At 68.7% G+C, this 20,109-nt stretch carries 18 protein-coding genes; 8 read left to right on the top strand and 10 right to left on the bottom strand.

Going from position 1 to position 20,109, the window contains the following annotated elements:
* Window positions 1-58 precede the first annotated feature (58 nt).
* Window positions 59-1,027: a sigma-70 family RNA polymerase sigma factor gene (locus tag ACWEH3_RS11965; RefSeq protein ID WP_450016665.1), complete on the top strand. Its 969-nt coding sequence runs from the start codon at window positions 59-61 to the stop codon at window positions 1,025-1,027.
* Between the two features lie 162 nt (window positions 1,028-1,189).
* On the opposite strand, the gene ACWEH3_RS11960 is transcribed toward ACWEH3_RS11965, so the two are convergent.
* The 3 genes from ACWEH3_RS11960 to ACWEH3_RS11950 all read right to left on the bottom strand — a co-directional run bounded on the left by ACWEH3_RS11960 (window position 1,190) and on the right by ACWEH3_RS11950 (window position 5,599).
* Window positions 1,190-1,492, bottom strand: a complete 303-nt coding sequence (locus ACWEH3_RS11960) for a DUF4333 domain-containing protein (protein WP_450016663.1) — start codon at window positions 1,490-1,492, stop codon at window positions 1,190-1,192.
* Between the two features lie 170 nt (window positions 1,493-1,662).
* Window positions 1,663-4,335 carry a bifunctional acetate--CoA ligase family protein/GNAT family N-acetyltransferase gene (locus ACWEH3_RS11955; protein ID WP_450016661.1) on the bottom strand — a complete coding sequence of 891 codons (2,673 nt, stop codon included), beginning with the start codon at window positions 4,333-4,335 and terminating at the stop codon, window positions 1,663-1,665.
* Entirely contained in the window at window positions 4,328-5,599 is a 1,272-nt protein-coding gene (locus tag ACWEH3_RS11950; RefSeq protein WP_450016659.1) for an acetoin utilization protein AcuC, read from the bottom strand. The genes ACWEH3_RS11955 and ACWEH3_RS11950 overlap by 8 nt, the downstream gene beginning before the upstream one ends.
* Window positions 5,600-5,808: 209 nt before the next feature.
* Between ACWEH3_RS11950 and ACWEH3_RS11945 the strand changes: the two genes are divergently transcribed.
* Window positions 5,809-6,495, top strand: a complete 687-nt coding sequence (locus tag ACWEH3_RS11945; RefSeq protein ID WP_379251182.1) for a metal-dependent transcriptional regulator — start codon at window positions 5,809-5,811, stop codon at window positions 6,493-6,495.
* A gap of 3 nt (window positions 6,496-6,498) precedes the next feature.
* On the top strand, window positions 6,499-7,479 hold the full coding sequence (galE, locus tag ACWEH3_RS11940; RefSeq protein ID WP_450016657.1) for a UDP-glucose 4-epimerase GalE: 981 nt from the start codon (window positions 6,499-6,501) through the stop codon (window positions 7,477-7,479).
* 44 nt (window positions 7,480-7,523) lie between these two features.
* Here the strand turns inward: galE and ACWEH3_RS11935 are convergent, their stop codons facing one another.
* The gene (locus ACWEH3_RS11935) at window positions 7,524-8,597 is read right to left on the bottom strand and encodes a DUF4192 domain-containing protein (RefSeq protein WP_450016655.1); all 1,074 of its coding nucleotides are present in this window, start codon (window positions 8,595-8,597) and stop codon (window positions 7,524-7,526) included.
* A gap of 442 nt (window positions 8,598-9,039) precedes the next feature.
* The gene (locus tag ACWEH3_RS11930; RefSeq protein ID WP_450016653.1) at window positions 9,040-9,738 is read right to left on the bottom strand and encodes a sensor domain-containing protein; all 699 of its coding nucleotides are present in this window, start codon (window positions 9,736-9,738) and stop codon (window positions 9,040-9,042) included.
* A 280-nt stretch (window positions 9,739-10,018) separates the two neighbouring features.
* On the opposite strand from ACWEH3_RS11930, the gene ACWEH3_RS11925 reads away from it, so the two are divergent.
* From ACWEH3_RS11925 to speD, 4 genes are all read left to right on the top strand, one after another.
* Window positions 10,019-10,963 (top strand): proteasome assembly chaperone family protein, encoded by a 945-nt coding sequence (locus ACWEH3_RS11925; protein WP_450016651.1) that lies wholly within the window; start codon window positions 10,019-10,021, stop codon window positions 10,961-10,963.
* A gap of 69 nt (window positions 10,964-11,032) precedes the next feature.
* Complete coding sequence (locus ACWEH3_RS11920) at window positions 11,033-13,531, top strand: DEAD/DEAH box helicase (RefSeq protein ID WP_450016649.1); 2,499 nt, start codon at window positions 11,033-11,035, stop codon at window positions 13,529-13,531.
* A 163-nt stretch (window positions 13,532-13,694) separates the two neighbouring features.
* On the top strand, window positions 13,695-14,810 hold the full coding sequence (locus tag ACWEH3_RS11915) for a type III PLP-dependent enzyme (RefSeq protein WP_450016647.1): 1,116 nt from the start codon (window positions 13,695-13,697) through the stop codon (window positions 14,808-14,810).
* 8 nt (window positions 14,811-14,818) lie between these two features.
* On the top strand, window positions 14,819-16,021 hold the full coding sequence (gene speD / locus ACWEH3_RS11910; protein WP_450016645.1) for an adenosylmethionine decarboxylase: 1,203 nt from the start codon (window positions 14,819-14,821) through the stop codon (window positions 16,019-16,021).
* Window positions 16,022-16,127: 106 nt separating this feature from the next.
* Here the strand turns inward: speD and ACWEH3_RS11905 are convergent, their stop codons facing one another.
* The 5 genes from ACWEH3_RS11905 to ACWEH3_RS11885 form a co-directional block, all read right to left on the bottom strand.
* A complete protein-coding gene (locus ACWEH3_RS11905) occupies window positions 16,128-16,334 on the bottom strand; it encodes a tautomerase family protein (RefSeq protein WP_355070321.1) in 207 nt (68 codons plus the stop codon).
* A 1-nt stretch (window position 16,335) separates the two neighbouring features.
* Window positions 16,336-17,070: an SDR family NAD(P)-dependent oxidoreductase gene (locus tag ACWEH3_RS11900; RefSeq protein ID WP_450016643.1), complete on the bottom strand. Its 735-nt coding sequence runs from the start codon at window positions 17,068-17,070 to the stop codon at window positions 16,336-16,338.
* 77 nt (window positions 17,071-17,147) lie between these two features.
* Window positions 17,148-17,738 carry a TetR family transcriptional regulator C-terminal domain-containing protein gene (locus tag ACWEH3_RS11895; protein WP_450016641.1) on the bottom strand — a complete coding sequence of 197 codons (591 nt, stop codon included), beginning with the start codon at window positions 17,736-17,738 and terminating at the stop codon, window positions 17,148-17,150.
* A 53-nt stretch (window positions 17,739-17,791) separates the two neighbouring features.
* Window positions 17,792-18,286, bottom strand: coding sequence for a gamma-glutamylcyclotransferase family protein (locus tag ACWEH3_RS11890; RefSeq protein WP_450016639.1), 495 nt, complete (start codon window positions 18,284-18,286; stop codon window positions 17,792-17,794).
* 54 nt (window positions 18,287-18,340) lie between these two features.
* Window positions 18,341-19,249, bottom strand: coding sequence for a hydrogen peroxide-inducible genes activator (locus tag ACWEH3_RS11885; RefSeq protein ID WP_450016637.1), 909 nt, complete (start codon window positions 19,247-19,249; stop codon window positions 18,341-18,343).
* A 177-nt stretch (window positions 19,250-19,426) separates the two neighbouring features.
* Here ACWEH3_RS11885 and ACWEH3_RS11880 point away from each other — a divergent pair, with 177 nt between their 5' ends.
* On the top strand, window positions 19,427-20,014 hold the full coding sequence (locus ACWEH3_RS11880) for a peroxiredoxin (protein WP_397076725.1): 588 nt from the start codon (window positions 19,427-19,429) through the stop codon (window positions 20,012-20,014).
* The last annotated feature ends 95 nt before the right edge of the window (window positions 20,015-20,109 follow it).

The raw sequence follows: 20,109 nt of genomic DNA, 5'->3' as shown, positions 1-20,109 counted from the left end.
ACTTTCTCCCTGTCGGGTCCGTTTATCGGAGTGAGACACCACCGACAGGAGGCAAGTCATGACAAGCCCCGCCACCACTCGTGTGCGCACCAGCGATTCGGACCTCGACGCTCAGAGCCCTGCCGCCGACTTGGTACGTGTGTACCTGAATGGAATCGGCCGCACCGCGCTGCTCACCGCTGCCGACGAGGTCGAGCTGGCCAAGCGCATCGAGGCGGGCCTCTACGCGCAGTACCTGCTGGAAACCGGCAAGCGACTGTCGGCGTCCCGCAAGCGTGATCTCGCGATCGTCGTGCGCGACGGTCAGGCCGCCCGGTCTCACCTGCTCGAAGCCAACCTGCGCCTTGTTGTCTCGCTCGCCAAGCGGTACACCGGCCGCGGCATGCCGCTGCTCGACCTGATCCAAGAGGGCAACCTCGGGTTGATCCGTGCCATGGAGAAATTCGACTACGCCAAGGGCTTCAAGTTCTCCACCTACGCCACCTGGTGGATCCGGCAGGCCATCACTCGCGGCATGGCCGACCAGAGCCGCACCATCCGCCTGCCCGTCCACCTCGTCGAGCAGGTGAACAAGCTGGCCAGGATCAAGCGCGAACTGCATCAGCAGCTGGGCCGCGAGGCCACCGACGAGGAGCTGGCCAACGAATCCGGCATCCCGGTCGACAAGATTTCCGATCTGCTCGACCACAGCCGCGACCCGGTGAGCCTGGACATGCCGGTCGGTAACGACGAAGAGGCCCCGCTGGGCGATTTCATCGAGGACTCCGAGGCCACGTCGGCCGAGTCCGCGGTCATCGCCGGTCTGCTGCACCACGATGTGCGCAGCGTGCTCGCCACCCTGGACGAGCGCGAACAGCAGGTCATCCGGCTGCGGTTCGGCTTGGACGACGGCCAGCCGCGCACGCTGGACCAGATCGGCAAGCTCTTCGGTCTCTCCCGCGAGCGGGTGCGTCAGATCGAGCGTGAAGTCATGGCGAAGCTGCGCAAGGGTGAGCGGGCCGACCGGCTCCGCGCCTACGCCAGCTGATCGTCCGGCGCCGGCCGCCCCGAGACGGCGCCGGCGTTCGGCTCGGTGGCCCTTCCGCCGGGGTCACCTTCCCGCGCCGACCGGTATGCGCGCGCCCGTCCGCTCCGGGCGTCGCGCGGGCCGGTCGGCGGTGTCGTATCCCCTTCTCCGCGCCGCGTCGGCTCAGCTCTGGTCCACCGCGATGTCGTATTTCACGGTGTCGCCTTCCACCGAGGTCACCGTCAGCGTCACACCGAGCGTGTCCCCGGCCGCGGTGAGCGTGCAACGCATGGTGGTCCCTTCTTTGCCCGTGAGATCACCGGGGCAATCGATCGCGTCGGGTTCCTGCCCGGCCTTCTCGGTGAGCGAGTCCTTCACCGACTTCTCCAAGTCGGCCTCCTTCACCTTCGGGGTGCCGATTGTGACGGAACACGCGGTGAGCGCCGCCGCAAGCAGCGACAAGACGGCAACACTGCGAATCTTCATGGCGAGCAGGCCTTTCTGACGGACGAACGTGACATCCCCAGATCGCGGCAGAAGCGATCGTCCGTTATCGGACATTTCGCGTGTGACGTGTGCGAGCCGATGTCTCAGCCATGCCACGCGACGGGCTGGGCGTGCTGCGCGGCGCATTCGCCCGGCGGATCCGCCGAGGCTCAACCCAATCGGCGCGGACCGGTGTCGAAACGGCTGGGCTGCGGGCCGATCCGGGCGCGTGCGTACAGGATCTCCGCCGATGTCGGCGAGGCCAGCACCGGATCGAAGGACAGTTCCCGCATCTCCGGCAGGTCGTCGAACAGCGCCGAAATGCGCTGGGCCAGTTCGGCGAGGGCCGCTTTGTCCACCCGGGGACTCGCCGGCGTACCCGACAGCAACGGTGCGGCTCGCGGCGCGTCGATCAGGGCCGTCGCCTCGTCGGCGGTCAAGGGCAGCGCCCGATAGGCGCGGTCGCCGAGCAACTCGATGATCAGCCCGGACAGGCCGAATTCGATCACCGAGCCGAACGACGGGTCGTCCTGGACGCGCAGGATGCAGCCGACACCCTTGATGGCCATCTTCTGGATGTGCAGTAACGGATCACCGCACAACTCCGCCAAGTCCGCGTATCCCTGCCGCACCGCTTCAGGGCGCCACAGATCGAGCCGAACGCCGGTGAGATCCGGTCTACGCCGCCACAATTCGCCGGTCGCCTTGGCCGCTACCGGATAGCCGAGTTCTTCCGCGGCGGCGACCGCTTCCTCGGCGTTGCGTACCTCGCGGAACTCGACCACCGAGATGCCGTAGCAGGCAAGCAGTTCCACCGTTTCCAGATCGGTGAGCCACCGACCGCCCGAATCGGCCATCCAATCGGCCACCAATTGACGTGCGCGGTCGGTGTCGATGTCCTCCGGCCGCACCACCGGTGAGACCGGCCTGGTTCGCCATTCGGCGTATCGCCGCACCCGGGCCAGCGCTCGTGCCGCGCGTTCCGGATCCGGATACGACGGGATCGAGCCGTGCGCCGCGGTGGCGCCGGGACCGCGCACCGCGAGCAGGTTCGGGATTCCTTGCTCGGCGACGAACGTGGTGAGAATCGGCTTCTTCGCCTCGGGCACCGCTGCCGCCGCCGCTCGGATCGCGTCGGCGAAACCGGCGGTCGGCAGCGGCACCGGAGGTGCGAATACGACGATCAGGGCGTCCGTCTCGTCCGAGCGCAACGCCGCGACCAGGGCGTCCAGATATGCGCCCGGTGTCGCCTGCGGGCCGAGGTCGACCCGCTCGCCGACCTCGAGGCCCTCCCCCTGCGCCGCGTCGACGGCCAGCCAGTTGAGCGCCGCGCTGTTGCCGACGACCGCCAGCCGCGAGCCGCGCGGCAACGGCTGATAGCCCAGCAGAGCGGCGCAGTCGAACAGTTCGGAGATCGAGTCGACCTGGACGATTCCGGCTTGCGCGAACAGATCCCGCACGATCGACCGGTCCATGTCCCCCGCGGGCTGAGCGACCGAGCGGCCGCTGCTCACCGCGACGATCGGCTTGGTCCGGGCCACCCGGCGCGCGATCCGGGAGAACTTGCGCGGATTACCGAAGCTTTCCAGGTACAGCAGCACCACATCGGTGTCCGAGTCGCTGTCCCAGTACTGCAGCAGGTCGTTGCCGGAGACGTCGGCACGGTTACCGGCCGACACGAACGTCGACAAACCGAGATTGCGGGCGGCCGCCTCCCCGAGGATGGCCGCGCCCAAGGGCCCGGACTGGCAGAAGAAACCGATACGTCCGCGACCGGGCAACACCGGGGCGAGGGTCGCGTTCATGGCGACCGCCGGATCGGTGTTCGCGATGCCGAGCGCGCTCGGCCCGACCACGCGCATGCCGTGCCCACGAGCGGCCGCCACGAGTTCGCGTTCGGCCGCCGACCTCCCGGCGCCGGTCTCACCGAAGCCCGCGGTCAGCACGACGAGACCTTTGACCCCTTTGGCCATGCAGTCGTCGAGCACCGAGCCGATCGCCGCGGGCGGCACCGCGACCACGGCGAGATCGACCTCGTCGGGAATCTCCCGAACCGTCGCGTACGCCCGCACCCCGCGCACCGACTTGCGGTTCGGGTTCACCGGGAACACCGGCCCCTGGAACAGACCCGACAGCAGATTCGCCAGCACCGCCCCGCCGACCCGCCCGGTCGCGGGGGTGGCGCCGATCACCGCCACCGATCGCGGCGTGAGCAGATTGCCCACGCTGCGCGCCTCCGATGCGCGTTCGCGCGAATCACGCACCGACAGCAGCGCTTCGGTGGGGTCGATGGCGAACTCGAGATGCAGGACCGACCCGTCCCGGCTGCGCTCGACCTGGTAACCCGCGTCGCGGAAGACCGTCACCATGACGGTGTTCTCCGCGAGCACCTCGGCGACAAAGGTCTCGATCTTGTTCTCGGCGGCGGCGCCGGCCAGATGCTCCAGCAGGATCGAGCCGAGCCCGCGCCCTTGATGGCCGTCGGCGACCACGAACGCGACCTCCGCCGCCCGCGGCCCGTCCCGCTCCAGCAGTTCGTAGCGGCCCACCGCGACGATCGCCTCGCCGAGTTCCAGCACCAGGCCGACCCGGTCGTGATAGTCGACATGCGTGGTGCGATACAGGTCCTTCGGCGAGATCCTGGGATACGGGCCGAAATACCGCAGATACCTGGTGCGGTCCGACAGCGCGCCGTGGAACTCCTGCAGCCGCTCGGCGTCGTCGGGAGTGATCGGGCGCAGTCGTACGACGCCACCGTCGGAGGCGAGCACGTCGGCGAACCAGTGCTGCGGCGGCGGGGGCGGGATGGCGGGAGTGTCCGCGGTGTCGGGAAAGTCAGTCACGAGGATCCTCCGGGTCCAGACCCAGCAACCCGAAAGTCGCTCGGCGGGTGGCCAGCACGGCCATGTCGACGGCACGTTGGGCGCGATCGACCCGTACGTCACCGGTCTCACCGGTGCCGCCGGGGCCGTCCCATGGACGGTAGGCGACGTCACCGCCGTCGCCCATGGTGCGCGGCGGGTCCACCCGCGGCACCGCCGCGCCGATCAGGTCGATCCAGTCCTGCGGGATCGCCGTCGCGGGATCGATGGTGCGATCCAACGCGGTGGCCAGCAAGTGGGTCCAGGCCCGCGGCACCACCCGGACCAACCCGTATCCGCCACCGCCGACGGCCAGCCAGCGTCCTTCGGCATAGCGGTCGGCGAGTTCGCGCATGGCGCGGAAGGCCGCACGCTGTCCGTCGACGGTGAGTTCCAGGTCGGCCAGCGGATCTTCCCGATGGCTGTCCACCCCGCACTGGCTGACCACGATCTGCGGACGGAATGCCTCCACCGCGCCCGGGACAACGGCATGAAACCCTCGCAGCCACTGAGCGTCCCGGGTGCCCGGCAGCAATGGCAGGTTGATCGACGTGCCCTCCGCCGCGCCCACGCCGATCTCCTCCGGCCAACCGGTGTTGGGCCACAGGGTGGCCGGATGCTGGTGCAGCGAGATGGTCAGTACCCGGGGGTCGGCGTAGAAGGCCCGTTGCACGCCGTCGCCGTGGTGCACATCCACGTCGATGTAGGCGATCCGGTCGAAACCGTGGTCCAGCAGCCAGGAAATGGCCACCGCCGCGTCGTTGTACACGCAGAACCCCGCCGCCGAATCGGCCATCGCGTGGTGCATGCCGCCGCCGATGCTCACCGCCCGCTTGGTGCGGCCCTCCGCGATCTCCCTGGCCGCGGCCAGCGTGCCGCCGACGATCGTGGACGCCGCCTGGTGCATGCGCGGAAAAACCGGATTGTCCGGGGAACCGAGACCGAAGGGTGGAGCGGCAGGCGAACCCACCGGCGGCACGGCGCGTTCGACCGCGTCCAGGTAGTCGGGCGTGTGGACGCGCAGCAGATCGGGGCGTTCCGCGGCGGCGGGCTCGAGCACTTCGACGCCATCGAGCAAGCCGAGACTCTCCGCCAGCGCCATGGTGAACTTCAGGCGCGCGGGCTGCATCGGGTGCCCCGGAGTCCAGCGGTAATCCAGGAACCGCTCGGTCCAGACGACGGTTGCGGGGCGGCTCGTTCCGGGCGAAATCGGCGCCCGAGGTTCGCCGCGCGGTGCAGTGGCCATGATCGCAACGCTAGCGGGAAGCAAGGAACCCCGCGAAACGTTCCTATGCAGTACAAATACAAGAAAGTATGCTCACGGCCGCCTGCCGTGCGCCGATCACGTTCCCGCGATGCGGCCGGAGATGTCGTGCGCAGCGTGGAGCGACACGATCCGGCACACGGGGGTGCCGTCGTGCGTGGGTAGAATTCGTGCCGACGAAGGGGTAACAGGTGAAGGATCTGGTCGACACCACGGAGATGTATCTCCGTACCATCTACGACCTCGAGGAGGAGGGCGTGGTGCCCCTGCGCGCCCGGATCGCCGAGCGCCTCGAACAGAGTGGTCCCACCGTGAGCCAGACCGTCGCGCGCATGGAACGTGACGGTTTGCTGCTGGTCGCCGGCGACCGTCATCTGGAACTGACCGAGAAGGGGCGCAGCATGGCCGTCGCGGTCATGCGCAAGCACCGGCTGGCCGAACGGCTGCTGGTCGACATCATCGGCTTGGACTGGCAGAACGTGCACGCGGAGGCCTGTCGCTGGGAGCACGTGATGAGCGAGGACGTCGAGCGCCGTTTGGTCGAGGTGCTCAACCACCCCACCACCTCCCCGTACGGCAACCCCATTCCCGGCCTGGACGAACTGGGCATCATTCCGCCTGTCGCCGCCGACGAGACGCTGCTGCGCCTGTCGGATCTGCCGAACGGCCAGCAGCACGCCGTCGTCGTGCGCAGGCTCGCCGAGCACATCCAGACCGACCCCGAAGTCATCGGCCGGCTGCGGGAGGCGGGCGTGGTGCCCGACGCCCGCGTCACGGTGGAGACGAGGCAGGGTTCGGTGATCATCACCGTGCCCGGCCACGACGGCTTCGAACTGCCCGACGAGATGGCGCACGCCGTCCAGGTGAAGCTGGCCTGACACGTGAGACTTCTCGTCACTGGTGGCGCGGGCTACGTCGGCGGCGTCTGCGCCCAAGTTCTGTTGGAAGCCGGCCACGAGGTGATCGTGGTCGACGATCTGTCCACCGGCAATCCCGAGGGCGTGCCCTCCGCCGCCCGGTTCGTCCAGGGTGACGTGGCGGTCGCCGCGCCGGAACTGCTGGCCGCCGAACCCTTCGACGCTGTTCTGCATTTCGCGGCGCAGTCGCTGGTCGGCGAGTCGGTGCAGCAGCCGGAGAAGTACTGGCACGGCAACGTCGTGAAGACGTTCGAGCTGCTGGAGGCGATGCGGCGCACGGGAACGCCGCGGCTGGTCTTCTCCTCCACCGCCGCGGTCTACGGGGAACCGGAGCAGGTGCCGATCACCGAGGATGCCCCGACCCGCCCGACCAATCCGTACGGCGCGTCGAAGCTGGCCATCGACCATGCCATCACCTCCTACGCGATCGCGCACGGGCTGGCGGCGACCAGCCTGCGGTACTTCAACGTCGCAGGCGCCTATGGCGGACTGGGCGAGAACCGAGTGGTGGAAACTCATCTCATCCCGCTGGTCCTGCAAGTCGCGGCCGGGCACCGCAAGGCGATCTCGGTCTTCGGCACCGATTGGCCCACCCCCGACGGGACCGCGGTCCGCGACTACATCCACATTCGCGACCTCGCTCAGGCCCATCTGCTGGCCTTGACGACCGCCGAGCCGGGCACCCACCGGATCTACAACCTCGGCAGTGGCACCGGATTCTCCGTTCGCGAGGTGATCTCGGCCTGCGAGCGCGTCACCGGTCTGCCGATCGCCGCGCAGGACGCGCCCCGCCGTCCCGGCGACCCGGCGACGCTCATCGCGTCCAGTGAACGCGCCATCACCGAGCTGGGCTGGCGTCCCGAGCACAACGATCTCGACGAAATCGTCACCGACGCTTGGGCTTTCCTCCGATCGCTCGGCGCCCGCGCGCACAGCGCGAAATAGCCGTCCCATTACCGCCCTGGAACCACGACGCAGACCATCGGTTCTCACGGCGTCGGCTCCTCGAGGTCGACACCGAGACCAGCGGCGGTCCGGTAGCCGCTGCGCGCGAGGCGACGCAACTGTTCCGGGCGCATGCCCAGGCGCAGCGAGGTGTCGAGCAGCATCGCCATCGGATGCCCCGGATCCGCCTCCAGCGCGGCTTCCAGCGCGATGCCCGCCAGTGGTCCGTCACCGCGGACGTAGGCGCTGTAGCCGAGCAGTGCGGCGGCCTCGGCACGATCCGCGCCGGTCAGCGCGCGGGTCAGCGCGGTCCACACCGCCTCCGCCGCGTCGGCGTGGTCGCCAACGGCCAGTGCGAACATCGTGTCCCGCACCGCCCGATCGCGCAGGGCCGCGGTGATCTTCGCGAGTTCGGGCGCCATCAGCGCCGCGCCCGAGGCGGTGTTGGCGATCTGCCACAGCACATAGTCCAGCGCTTGCCTGCTGTATCCGATCGGATCGCCGCGACGCGCGGCCCGTGCGTAGCGTTCGCCCGCGCGCGCGACCGCATCCGGCAGGTGCGCCGCCACCTCGGCACCTGCGAGCGGATCGGGCGCGACCAGACCGGTGAGTTCGGAACGCGAACCGCGGATCGGCCTGCCTTCCAGCACGTGGGTCAGCGTCACCAGAGAGGCCGCCGGATCACGGAGCACTCCGCGCCGCCGCGGTCCCGTCAAGGTCCACCACTGCTGCCCGGCGGCGATCGCACGCACCGCCCATACTCCGGCCAGCGAGATATCACACGCTGCCAGCCGCCTGCCGAGCGAGCCGACCAGCGCGTCGAATCGTCCGGCCGCGCATCTCGACCGGTCGGCGTCGGGCTCCACGGCGCGTTCGTCGACGACGACGGCCATGACCTCGGCCGCCTGGTCGTGCGCGCAGATTCGCGCGACCGCGGCCGCCAGCGTCGCACCCCGCACGCGGCGGCCGCCGGGCGAATCCAGATCGAAGCGCACCACCGCGTCGACCGTCGCACCGCCGGCCGTCCCGTGCCGCAGGACGAGCACGACCACCGACCGTTCCGGGGTGAATCCGAGCATCGCGGGCACCGCGGCGATCAACTCCGCCGGATCATTCACGCACACAACATGTTCCGGAGCACCGTGGAACTGCGGAGGATCTTCGCCGCATCGAACGTGCCGAGGTCGGCCACCGGGAGTCCACGCGCCTGTTCCGTCCTCCGCCGCGCGCGAATGCGAGTGCGGGGCGGCGATCGCTGCGGGAACGGCGCGTGGCGCGGTGTCGGAGCGACCGCCGCACCTCGATGGATGGTTGCGGCCGGAATCCGGCCGCGATTCGTCGTCCATGCCTGCATGTCCGGCATCGACCGGTTCGGGGGCTCGAAACGGGTTCGCGGAAGTGGTCATGCTTCGACCATGCGACTCGGTGGCCTCCGGTCTTCGACGCCGACCTGGCGATTCCGCCGCCCTGGGGAATCCGCTTCGCGCTGTGCACGACTCGACCGACCCGACAGCGGTATCGCGATTCGTGTCGGAGGCGCCTGCTACCGTGCCGCCCGCGCTACCTTTCGCGCACCTTGCGCACCGCCGTGGCGAACAGCGCATCCAGCGCGGGGGTATCCGGTTCGCCCTCGGCGAACGACATGTAGGTCACCGAGATTCGCACGTCCCCCGCCTGCGCGACGTGCGTGCGCATGGTTTGGGTCAGCCGGGCGCCTCCCGACTCCGGCCGCACTGTCCTGCGCAGCGAGAGGGTGTCGTCGGCGTCGATCGGCGGCGGCGAGTCCAACTCGGACGTCACGGTGGTAGCGGCGCCCGCTCGGTTGACCCGCACCGATCCGCACTGCTCCAGCCGGGCGCGCAGGGCGGCCAGCGGCTCGCCGCTGCGGGTCAATTCGACGGTCAGCGTGGCGCGGGTCGCGTCGTCCGTGCCGACCGCCATCACGGTGCGATCGGGCCCGAAGTCCTGGTTCGGCGGGACGCACCGGCTGGGCTGGACGTTCGCACCGCGGCCCATGCCGTCCAGGTCGCCCGCCGCTCGAGCCACGGCGTCCTGGGGCAGCACCACCGCCGCGTACGGCGGTGGGAACTGGTTCGGATCCGGTAGCAGTGTCGGCAATTCCGCGCTGACGTGCCGGGTCACCGCGGTCGGCGCCGACGAGACCGGTCGCCCCGCTACCGTCGACCCGCATCCTGCGAGCAGCACCGCGCAGACGACGGGGGCAACCCGGCCCAGCCGCACGCGCCTCGAATCCGCCACGGTCACATCCCCACTGTGCCAAACTCCTCGTGTCCGGTCGGCGATGCCACGCCGCCGGGCCGGGAATGCGCGGCCCACCGATGCTGTTGGCTCGAAGTACGGGTCGGTGTCCGGCCGTGCGCGGCGACCGCCACGGCATGGGGGACAATGGACAGTGGTCCCCGGTTCGGACGACTGCTCGTCTCGTACCACCGGGAGTGGCGAACGATCGGGCAGGCAATCACACTGGCGCGTGAGGCACGCGTCCGGGCCGCAGGAGCCGCGCAGGAAGGAGTACGCGATGGACTACGAGTCGCGAATGTACGAACTGGAGTTCCCCGCTCCGCAGCTGTCGTCCGCCGACGGCGCGGGCCCGGTCCTGGTGCACGGACTGGAAGGCTTCACCGACGCCGGGCACGCGGTGCGGTTGGCGACCACGCACCTGCGCGAAAGCCTCGAAAGCGAACTGGTCGCCTCGTTCGACGTGGACGAGCTGCTGGACTACCGGTCGCGGCGCCCGCTCATGACGTTCAAGACCGATCATTTCTCCGATTACGCCGAGCCGGAACTCAACCTCTGGGCATTGCGCGACACCGCGGGGACCCCGTTCCTTTTGCTCGCGGGTCTGGAACCGGACCTACGCTGGGAGAAGTTCACCACCGCGGTGCGGCTGCTTGCCGACCAGCTGGGCGTGCGGCGCAGCATCGGCCTGAGCGCCATCCCGATGGCGATTCCGCACACTCGCCCGCTGGGCGTGACCGCGCACTCCTCCAACCGCGACCTGATCTCCGAGCACCAGCGGTGGCCGGGCGAGCTGCAGGTTCCTGGCAGCGCGTCGTCGCTGCTGGAATTCCGCATGGCGCAGCACGGTCACGAGTCGGTCGGCTTCTCGGTGCACGTGCCGCACTACCTGGCACAGACCGCATACCCGGAGGCCGCGCAGACGCTGCTGGAGAACGTCGCCGACAACGCGGGCCTGGAGTTCCCGCTGGCCGCGCTCGGCGAGGCCGCCGCCCGGGTACGCGAACAGGTCAACGAGCACATCGCGGGCAATGCCGAGGTGGAGACCGTCGTGCACGCGCTGGAGCGGCAGTACGACAGCTTCGTCACCGCGCAGGAACGCCAGTCGAGCCTGCTGGTCGGTGACGGCGAGTTGCCGAGCGGCGAGGAGCTGGGCGCCGAATTCGAGCGATTTCTCGCCGAGCAAGGCCGTTACACCAGCGACGACGAGGGCGAACAGGACTGATCCGCCCGGCCGCTTGGTCCCGATCGCCCCTGCAAACATGCTCACGGGCGAGGCCGTAGGGTTGTCGGAGTGGATCTGACCGAACTGCTCGACATCCCGGGGACCGACGCCGACGCGCTCTACGAGTCGTTCGGCATCTGGGCCGCCGAGCAGGGCACCCCGCTCTACCCCGCGCAGGACGAGGCGCTGCTCGAGCTGGCATCCGGATCCAACGTCATCCTCGCCACCCCAACCGGTTCCGGAAAGTCACTCGTCGCGGTCGGCGCACATCTGTTCGCCCTCACCCAGGGCCTGCGCACGTACTACACCGCTCCGATCAAGGCGCTGGTGAGCGAGAAATTCTTCGCCCTCTGCGAGGTATTCGGCGCCGAACGCGTCGGCATGGTCACCGGCGACGCCGCGGTGAATCCGGACGCGCCGATCATCTGCGCGACCGCGGAGATCCTGGCCAATCTGGCGCTGCGCGAAGGCGCGGACGCCGCGGTCGGCCAAGTGGTGATGGACGAATTCCACTTCTACGCCGACCCCGATCGGGGGTGGGCCTGGCAGGTCCCGCTGCTGGAACTTCCCCGCGCCCAGTTCCTGCTCATGTCGGCCACCCTCGGGGAGGTCGATTTTTTCGCCCGTGACCTGGAGCGCCGGACCGGCCGCTCCACCGCGATCGTCGCGGGCACCGAGCGCCCCGTGCCGCTGAGCTTCTCCTATGCCCGCACCCCGATCACCGAGACGCTCGAAGAGCTGGTCACCACCCACCAGGCTCCGGTGTACGTCGTGCACTTCACGCAGGCCGCCGCGCTCGAACGCGCGCAGGCGCTGACGAGTGTGAATTTCGCGACGCGCGCCGAGAAGGACGCGATCGCCGACGCGCTCGGCGAATTCCGGTTCGCCGCCGGATTCGGCAAGACGCTGTCGCGGCTGATCCGGCACGGCATCGGCGTACATCACGCGGGAATGCTGCCGAAGTACCGGCGACTGGTGGAGCGTCTGGCCCAGGACGGCCTGCTGAAAGTGGTCTGCGGCACCGACACCCTCGGCGTCGGCATCAACGTGCCCATCCGCACGGTGCTGCTCACCGGGCTGACCAAATTCGACGGCGTGCGCACACGCAGGCTCAAGGCGCGGGAGTTCCACCAGATCGCGGGCCGCGCGGGCCGGGCCGGTTACGACACCATGGGCACCGTCGTCGTGCAGGCTCCGGAGCACGAGGTGGAGAACACTCGGCTGCTGGCCAAGGCGGGCGACGATCCCAAAAAGCAGCGCAAGGTGCAGCGGCGCAAACCGCCGGAAGGCTTCGTCTCCTGGAGTGAGGAGACCTTCGACCGCTTGGTCGCCGCGCAGCCGGAGCCGATGGTGTCGCGTTTCACGGTCACCAACGCCATGCTGCTGAATGTGATCGCCAGGCCGGGCAACTGCTTCACCGCCATGCGCCATCTGCTCGAAGACAACCACGAGCCGCGGCCCGCCCAGCGCAGGCACATTCTGCGCGCCATCCGGCTGTACCGGGCGCTGCGCGACGCCGGGGTGGTGCAGCAACTGCCCGAACCCGACGCGCAGGGCCGCCGCGCCCGACTGACCGTCGACCTGCAGCGTGACTTCGCCCTCGACCAGCCGCTGTCGCCGTTCGCGCTGGCCGCGCTGGAGTTGCTGGACAAACAGTCCCCGAGTTATACCCTCGACGTGGTGTCGCTCATCGAATCCACGTTGGAGGATCCGCGCCAGCTGCTGATGGCCCAGCAGCACAAGGCGCGCGGCGAGGCCATCGCGGAGATGAAGGCCGACGGCATCGACTACGACGAGCGGATGGAACTGCTCGAAGAGGTGACCTGGCCCAAGCCGCTGGCCGAACTGATCGAACCGGCCTTCGAGACCTACCGCGCCGGACATCCGTGGGTGTCGGAGTTCGCGCCCGCGCCGAAGTCGGTGGTGCGCGACATGATCGAGCGCGCCATGACCTTCGCCGAGCTGATCTCCTTCTACGAGCTGGCCCGATCCGAGGGCGTGGTGCTGCGCTACCTCGCCGACGCCTATCGCGCGCTGCGGCGCACCGTGCCGGAGTCGGCGCGCACCGAAGAACTCGACGACATCACCGAGTGGCTCGGAGAGCTTGTGCGCCAAGTCGATTCGAGCCTGCTCGACGAATGGGAGCAACTGACCAACCCGGGCGCGGAGACCGACGCCGACCAGATCGCGTTCGGCGCCGAAACCGTGCGCCCGATCTCCGCCAACGAACGCGCGTTCCGGGTGATGGTCCGCAACGCGATGTTCCGCCGGGTCGAACTGGCCGCGCTGCGGCGCTGGGACGAACTGGCGGCGCTCGGTCCCGGCCCGGACTGGGCCGAGGCACTCGCGGACTACTACGCGGAATACGAGCGCATCGGCACCGGACCCGACGCCAGGGGACCGCAACTGTTCCAAATGGAACGAAGACCCGGATTCTGGCATGTGCGGCAGGTGCTGGAGGACCCGGCGGGCGACCACGGCTGGTCGATCGACGCGGTGGTCGATCTGGCCGAGTCCGACGCCGCGGGCGAGGTCGTCTTCGACGACGTCACCGTGTCCGCCGGCTGAGCCCGCATCGCCTACCGGCCCCCTGTTCCCGCAGGTCAGCAGCTCCATCGCGGCCTGATGAGCGGGTTGCGCCACCATGGGGCGAATCCAGGTTTGGACGGATTCGTTGCTGGGTAGGGGCCGCTGATACTCTCTCCCCCGCTGCCGAAGCGAAAGATCAACTATGCCCGAATCGCCGTACCTTGTCATCCATCCCGAGCGTGTCCGCCAGAATTACCGCGCGCTCGACGCCGCCCTGTCCGCAGGCACGGGCGCCGCGACGAGGATCCGTTTCGCCGTGAAGGCGAGCCCGGTGCCGGAGATCGTGCGCCTGCTGGACGAGGAAGGCGCGGAATTCGACGTAGCCAGCATCGGCGAGATCGACCTCTGCCTCGGACTCGGTGTGGCGCCGGAGCGGCTGTGCTACGGCAACCCGATCAAGAAGGTCGCGCACATCGCCCGCGCCTACGCCCTCGGGGTGCGCCGCTTCGCCTTCGACACCGAGGACGATCTGCTGCGCATCGCCGAGCACGCGCCCGGCTCCGAGGTGGAGTGCCGCTTCCTCGCCTCGGCGCCGGAATCGCGCACCCCGTTCGGCACGAAGTTCGGCTGCAGCCCCGGCGAGGCGTTCCGGCTGCTGGTCCGGGCCAGAGATCTCGGGCTGGTCGTCGCCGGACCGTACTTCCACGTCGGCTCTCAGCAACTGGATCCCACCGCGTGGCGGATCGGCATCGAGCAGGCGGGCCGGATCGCCGAGGCATTGGCCGACAAGGACATCGCGGTCGGCTCGGTGAACATCGGCGGCGGGCTGCCTATCTCCTACGCCGACCCGGCGCCCGCGCTGGGCGAGATCGCCGCGGTGGTGAACCACGCGGCGGCCGAATTCCTTTCCGGGAATACCGGATTGGTCGTCGAACCGGGCCGCGCACTGGTCGGTTCGGCGGGCACGATTCACGCCGAGGTCGTCGGCGTCCGCACCGCGCCGGACGGCCGGCGCTGGGTGTATCTCGACATCGGCCGCTACAACGGCATGGCCGAGACCGAGAACGAGTACATCGCCTACCGGTTCGTCACCGATCGCGACGGCGACCCCGTCGACGAGGCGGTGGTGGCCGGTCCGACCTGCGACGGCGACGATGTACTGTATCAACGCACGCGAGTCCTCCTACCGACCACGTTGCGAGCCGGTGATCGCGTTCGAATCCTCGACACCGGCGCCTATACCGCGAGCTATTCGTCGGTGTCCTTCAATGGTTTTCCGCCCTTGACCGTTCATGTCTCGGGCGCTGAGCGAGAGTGAGTTTGCCCATGACGGCGGAATTCACCGGTTGGCATGTGCTGGCCGAGTTCGGTGGTGTCGACGCAGCACTCTGCGACGATCTCGAACGACTCGAATCGGCGTTGCGTGAGTCTCTGATCGCGGCGGGCGTCACCATCTGCGATGTCGTACACAAGAAGTTCGAACCGCAGGGGGTGACCGTCCTCGCGCTGTTGTCGGAGTCCCACGCCTCGATTCACACCTATCCGGAGTCCGGCGACATCTTCGTCGACGTCTTCACTTGCGGCAGCATCGGCGCGGGCGCGTCGAAGGCGGTCGAGCTACTGCGGGACGCGTTGGCGCCCAAGGATGTTCGGATGCAGGTCATCCGCAGGGGACACGGTAGCCAGCGGATCGAGGAGCCGGTGGGCGCGGGCCTGACCCGTATCTGGGACCTGCACGACGTGATCGTCGACACCCACACCCCGTTCCAGCACATGATCATCGCGCGGACCGAGCAGGGCATCAGCCTGTTCTCCGACGACGACCGCCAGTCCACCGAGTTCTCCCAGGTCACCTACCACGAGGCGATGATGGTCCCCGCCTTCGTGCTGGCCGAGAAGCTGGACAAGGTGCTGATCATCGGTTCCGGGGAAGGCGTCGCCAGCCAGATGTCGGTCGCCGCGGGCGCCACCCTCGTCGACCACGTCGACATCGACCAGCTCGAGGTCGAACTGTGCGCCGAGCACCTGCCCTACGGCTACACCAGAGATGAACTGGCCGCCGCGGTCGAGGGTGAAGGGCCGATCAAGGTCCATTACGCCGACGGCTGGGACTTCCTGGCCGAGGCCGAGCGGGCGGGCACCCGGTACGACGTCATCGTGATCGACCTGCCGGACGAGCGCGTCGAGGACGCGCAGCACAACCGCCTCTACGAGGCGGAGTTCCTGTCCCGATGTCGTGCGCTGCTCGCGCCCGGCGGTGTGCTGTGCGCCCAGGCGGGCTGCGCGACGATGTGGCGCAACGAGACCCTGAAGCGGTCCTGGCAGCGTTTCCACGAGCAGTTCGGTACCGTGGTGCACTACGGCAGCGACGAACACGAGTGGTCGTTCCTGTTCGGCCTGGTCGAGGAGATCGACGACCCGGTCGGCGGGATGACCGATCGCCTGGCGCTGCTGCCCTACAAGCCCGAGACCATCGACGCCAGGGCGCTGGAGCGCGGCGCGATCGAACCGCACGCCCTGCGGGTCTAGGCGACGGCACCCGAATGCGCCGGTTCCGAATCCGGAACCGGCGCATTCGGCGTCTAGTGTCCGATCAGAGCCGCGCCGGGTCGACCGGCGGCTGGTCCCGGTTGGTTCAGGAGCGCTGCTGCGCGCGCCACTGCTCGACGTCGACTCCGCCGACGCCCCAGTTCGACAGCGCGACCTCGTCGATCACGACGTAGGTGCTCGCGGGCGATTTGCCGAGCACGTCCTGCAGCAGATCGGTGACACCCTTGATCAGCCGCGCCTTCTGTTCGCGGGTCACGCCTTCGTCGGTGACTTTGATGTTCACATAAGGCATTTCAGGCCGCCCTTCCAGAGATGAACCCGCCGTCGACGGGGAGGATGTGTCCGGTGGTGAAGGCCGCGTCGGCGAGATACAAGACCGCGGCCGTCGTTTCGGCGACTTCGCCGATGCGGTTCAACAGCGCGAGTCTGCCCGACGCAGGTTCGTCGCCGTCGCCGAACAGCGGTGTGCGAATGATGCCGGGAGCGACGGCGTTGACCCGGATACCCTCGGCGGCGACCTCAGCGGCGAGGCTGGTGGTCAACGCGTGTATGCCGCCCTTGCTCACCAAAGCCGCGGTGGCGGGCAACCCGGCGAGGGCGTGATCGATCAGCACGGTGCCGATGTTCACGATGCTGCCGCCCCTCGCTTGCGTCAGGAACTGCCGCACCACGGCCTGCGTGGTGAAGTAGGTGCCTTTGAGGTTGCCGTTCAGATAGACGTCCAGATCTTGCTCGGTCACCTCGACAAACGGCTTGGCTCCGAAAATGCCCGCGTTGTTGACCAGCACGTCCACGCCACCGAATCGCTCCACCGCGACGCGCACCAGGGTCGCTGCGGTCGTGGCGGCGCCGATATCGCCCGGTACCGTAGCCACACGCTCCGGCCCACCGAGTTCGGCGGCCACCCGGCTCAGCTTTTCCGCGTCGCGGCCGTTGAGCACCACGTTGTCGCCGCGTTCCAGGAACGCCCGTGCGATATCGCGACCGATTCCGCTCGAGGAACCGGTCACGATGACAGTCTTCACCATAGTGATCCTTTCTTCTATACGACCGGTCGTCTTGGAACGGGTAGCGAAAGACGCCGGACAGGTGCGCCCCCCTGGAATCAGGGCAGGAAGTAATCGCCCAGCAGGCGATCGAGGCACTTGTGCAGCGGCGCGAGGGTGCGCTCCATCTTCATCCTGATGACCGCCCCTTCCCAGGCTTCGAGCAGGAGATCGGCCAGTTCGACCGCCTCGATGTCGGCACGGATCGTGCCGAGGCGTTGCGCCTGCGCGAGTTGCTCGGCGACCCGATCGCGCCACGCGCGCCAGGCCGCCGACAGCGATTCCCGCAACAGCTCACTGCCTTCCAGCTCGCCCCCGAGATTCGCGATGAGGCACCCGCCGGTGAAATCCGCCGCGACGAAATCGTCCATCAGCCGTCCGAAGAACGCCCGCAAGCCGCTCACCGGGTCCGGAGCCGCGCCGAACGCCTCGGTCAGATTGCGCTGTACGCAGACCGAATGGTGCTCGATGATCGCGCGCCCGAAGCTCTCCTTGCTGTCGAAGTAGTTGTAGAACGAGCCCTTCGGCACCCCGACCTTGTCCAGGATCTGTTTGATCCCCGTGCCGTGGTAACCGTTGGCCAGAAGGCCTGCGGCGCCCTCTTCGACGAGAAGACGCCGGGTGTCCTCGCTGCGTCGCGGTCGTGCCATGCGTGAAATATACGACCGGTCGTCTTGGAATTGCAACAGCCGCACGTACGGCCTCACGCCGAGGGATCCGGCCACCCGGGTCCAGCCGAGTCCGAGAAGCTCGCGGGGTCCTGCCGCCACCGCGCGGACCGGACGGCGAAACGCGCGAGATGCTCGGCGGCGAACCGGTCCCGTTCCCAGTCCGCCGAGTCCGCCGCCACCGTCCAGACGTAGGTCCACACCGGAGCGTTCCGGCCCTCGATGCGCACTTGGCACAGGTCGTACTCGTCGTCCTCGAACGCGTCGAGAATCGTCCACTCCGTCGCGCTGAGACCAGTCAGCACGGCACCGCGGGCGCGCCCGTGCGCCGCGGCGACCAGTCCCGGATACAACCGCCGCGGCAGCGCGGCGGCGCGCCACCCGATCAGCTCGGCCGGTTCGAGCGACGGCACTCGCCCGAGCAGCGTCGTCAACACCTCGGGGAACTGCAGGGTGCCGTAGACGAACAACGCATGGTCCGATCCGGACAGGCGGCCGAGCCGCCCCTCTCCCAGTGCCGCCGACGCCAACTCGCCTCTCCTCTCACCGGTCTCCACTGTGCCCGGCCGGGGCGTTCGACGCAGCTACATCGGCCGCTGAGCACGGATGATGGCGGCCAGGTATTCGTAATCGTCGGCGCGGGCGCTGGACGTGCGAAAGACCAGGCCGATGGTGCGGCCGGGCGCGGGAGCGGAGAAGTGCGCCACGTCCAGCGTGCCGCGCGCGGTCTCCGCCGCGACCGCCATCTGCGGGATCAGCGTGACACCGAGCCCGCCCGCCACGCACTGGACCACGGTGGACAGGGACGCGGCCCTGGTGTCGCCGACGGCGGCGGGATGCACATCGGCCGAGCGGCACGCCTCCAAGGTCTGATCGCGCAGGCAGTGCCCCTCGTCCAACAGCAGCAGCGGCTGGGCGTCCAGCACCGACGCCGCCAGGTCGCCACGCCCGGCCAGTTCGTGGCCGCGCGGCGTGACCAGCACGAATTCCTCGGAGTACAGCGGAATCTCGACCAAGCCCGGCATCTCGGTGGGGACCGCGAGCAGCGCGACGTCCAGCACGCCGGTGCGCAGCCCGTCCAGCAGCCGGGCGGTCTGGTCCTCGATGATCTGCGGGCGCAGTTCGGGCAGCCGCTTGCGCAATTCCGGCAGCAACCCGGGCAGCACATAGGGGGCGACCGTCGGGATGATGCCCATCCGCAGCGTGCCGCCGAGCCCGTCACCGGTGGCCGACGCGACGAAACGGTCGGCGGCCTCCAGCGTCGCCATCGCCTTGGGCAGCAACCGCATCCCGGCGGCGGTCACCAGCACGCGCCGGGTGCTGCGTTCGATCAGCTGGAGCCCGAGCCCATGTTCCAGGGCGGCGAGCGCCTGCGATAGCGTGGGCTGACTCACACCGAGACGGGCAGCCGCGGTGCCGAAATGGCGGTATTCCGCGATCGCCACGAACGCACGCAGCTGTGACAGGGTGGGCTGATAAGTCTGATCAGTCACCCCTATCAGTGTAGTGCGACTGATCACCTTTACCTTTTACCGCCCCTTGGGCAAGATCGCCCATGAGCTTTTCACCCGCGGTGTGAGTGCTGGATCCGAGTCGGTGGCCGGCTTTCACGGCAACGGTTCGGCAATACCGCAGAACACAGTTGGCAATCAAATGACGAGGAGACGAGCATGGCCCTGCTGACCATCGGCGACCAATTCCCGGCATACAACCTCACCGCGGTCATCGGCGGTGACCTGTCGAAGGTCGACGCTCAGCAGCCCGACGACTACTTCACCCGGATCACCAGCGACGACCACGCGGGCAAGTGGCGGATCGTCTTCTTCTGGCCGAAGGACTTCACCTTCGTGTGCCCGACGGAGATCGCCGCGTTCGGCAAGCTCAACGACGAATTCGAGGACCGGGACGCCGTGGTGCTCGGTGCGTCGGTGGACAACGAGTTCGTGCACTTCCAGTGGCGCGCTCAGCACGAGGACCTCAAGACCCTCCCCTTCCCCATGCTCTCGGACCTCAAGCGGGAACTGGCCGCAGCCACCGGTGTGCTCAACGCCGACGGCGTCGCCGACCGCGCCACCTTCATCGTCGACCCGAACAACGAGGTCCAGTTCGTCTCCGTGACCGCGGGTTCGGTCGGACGCAACGTCGACGAGGTGCTGCGCGTGCTCGACGCCCTGCAGTCCGACGAGCTGTGCGCCTGCAACTGGAAGAAGGGCGACCCCACCATCGACGCGGGCGAACTCCTGTCCGCCAGCGTCTGAAAACCGCAGTCGCACCCGGACTTCCGTCCCAACCCCACACCATCGAGAACCGACCTGGTCCCGGACGGGATCGCTTCGAGTAGAGGAATCGCCGC

Source organism: Nocardia sp. NPDC004718, assembly GCF_053601535.1.
The sequence above is the reverse complement of the archived record's forward strand: the minus strand, read 5'-3'. Positions and strand labels throughout refer to the sequence as shown.

Coding starts and splice junctions, on each gene's coding strand:
- ACWEH3_RS11900 (WP_450016643.1), bottom strand. CDS start 17,070: ATGGTGAAGACTGTCATCGTGACCGGTTCCTCGAGCGGAATCGGTCGC.
- ACWEH3_RS11960 (WP_450016663.1), bottom strand. CDS start 1,492: ATGAAGATTCGCAGTGTTGCCGTCTTGTCGCTGCTTGCGGCGGCGCTC.
- ACWEH3_RS11925 (WP_450016651.1), top strand. CDS start 10,019: ATGGACTACGAGTCGCGAATGTACGAACTGGAGTTCCCCGCTCCGCAG.
- ACWEH3_RS11965 (WP_450016665.1), top strand. CDS start 59: ATGACAAGCCCCGCCACCACTCGTGTGCGCACCAGCGATTCGGACCTC.
- speD (WP_450016645.1), top strand. CDS start 14,819: ATGACGGCGGAATTCACCGGTTGGCATGTGCTGGCCGAGTTCGGTGGT.
- ACWEH3_RS11895 (WP_450016641.1), bottom strand. CDS start 17,738: ATGGCACGACCGCGACGCAGCGAGGACACCCGGCGTCTTCTCGTCGAA.
- ACWEH3_RS11905 (WP_355070321.1), bottom strand. CDS start 16,334: ATGCCTTATGTGAACATCAAAGTCACCGACGAAGGCGTGACCCGCGAA.
- ACWEH3_RS11950 (WP_450016659.1), bottom strand. CDS start 5,599: ATGGCCACTGCACCGCGCGGCGAACCTCGGGCGCCGATTTCGCCCGGA.
- ACWEH3_RS11915 (WP_450016647.1), top strand. CDS start 13,695: ATGCCCGAATCGCCGTACCTTGTCATCCATCCCGAGCGTGTCCGCCAG.
- ACWEH3_RS11880 (WP_397076725.1), top strand. CDS start 19,427: ATGGCCCTGCTGACCATCGGCGACCAATTCCCGGCATACAACCTCACC.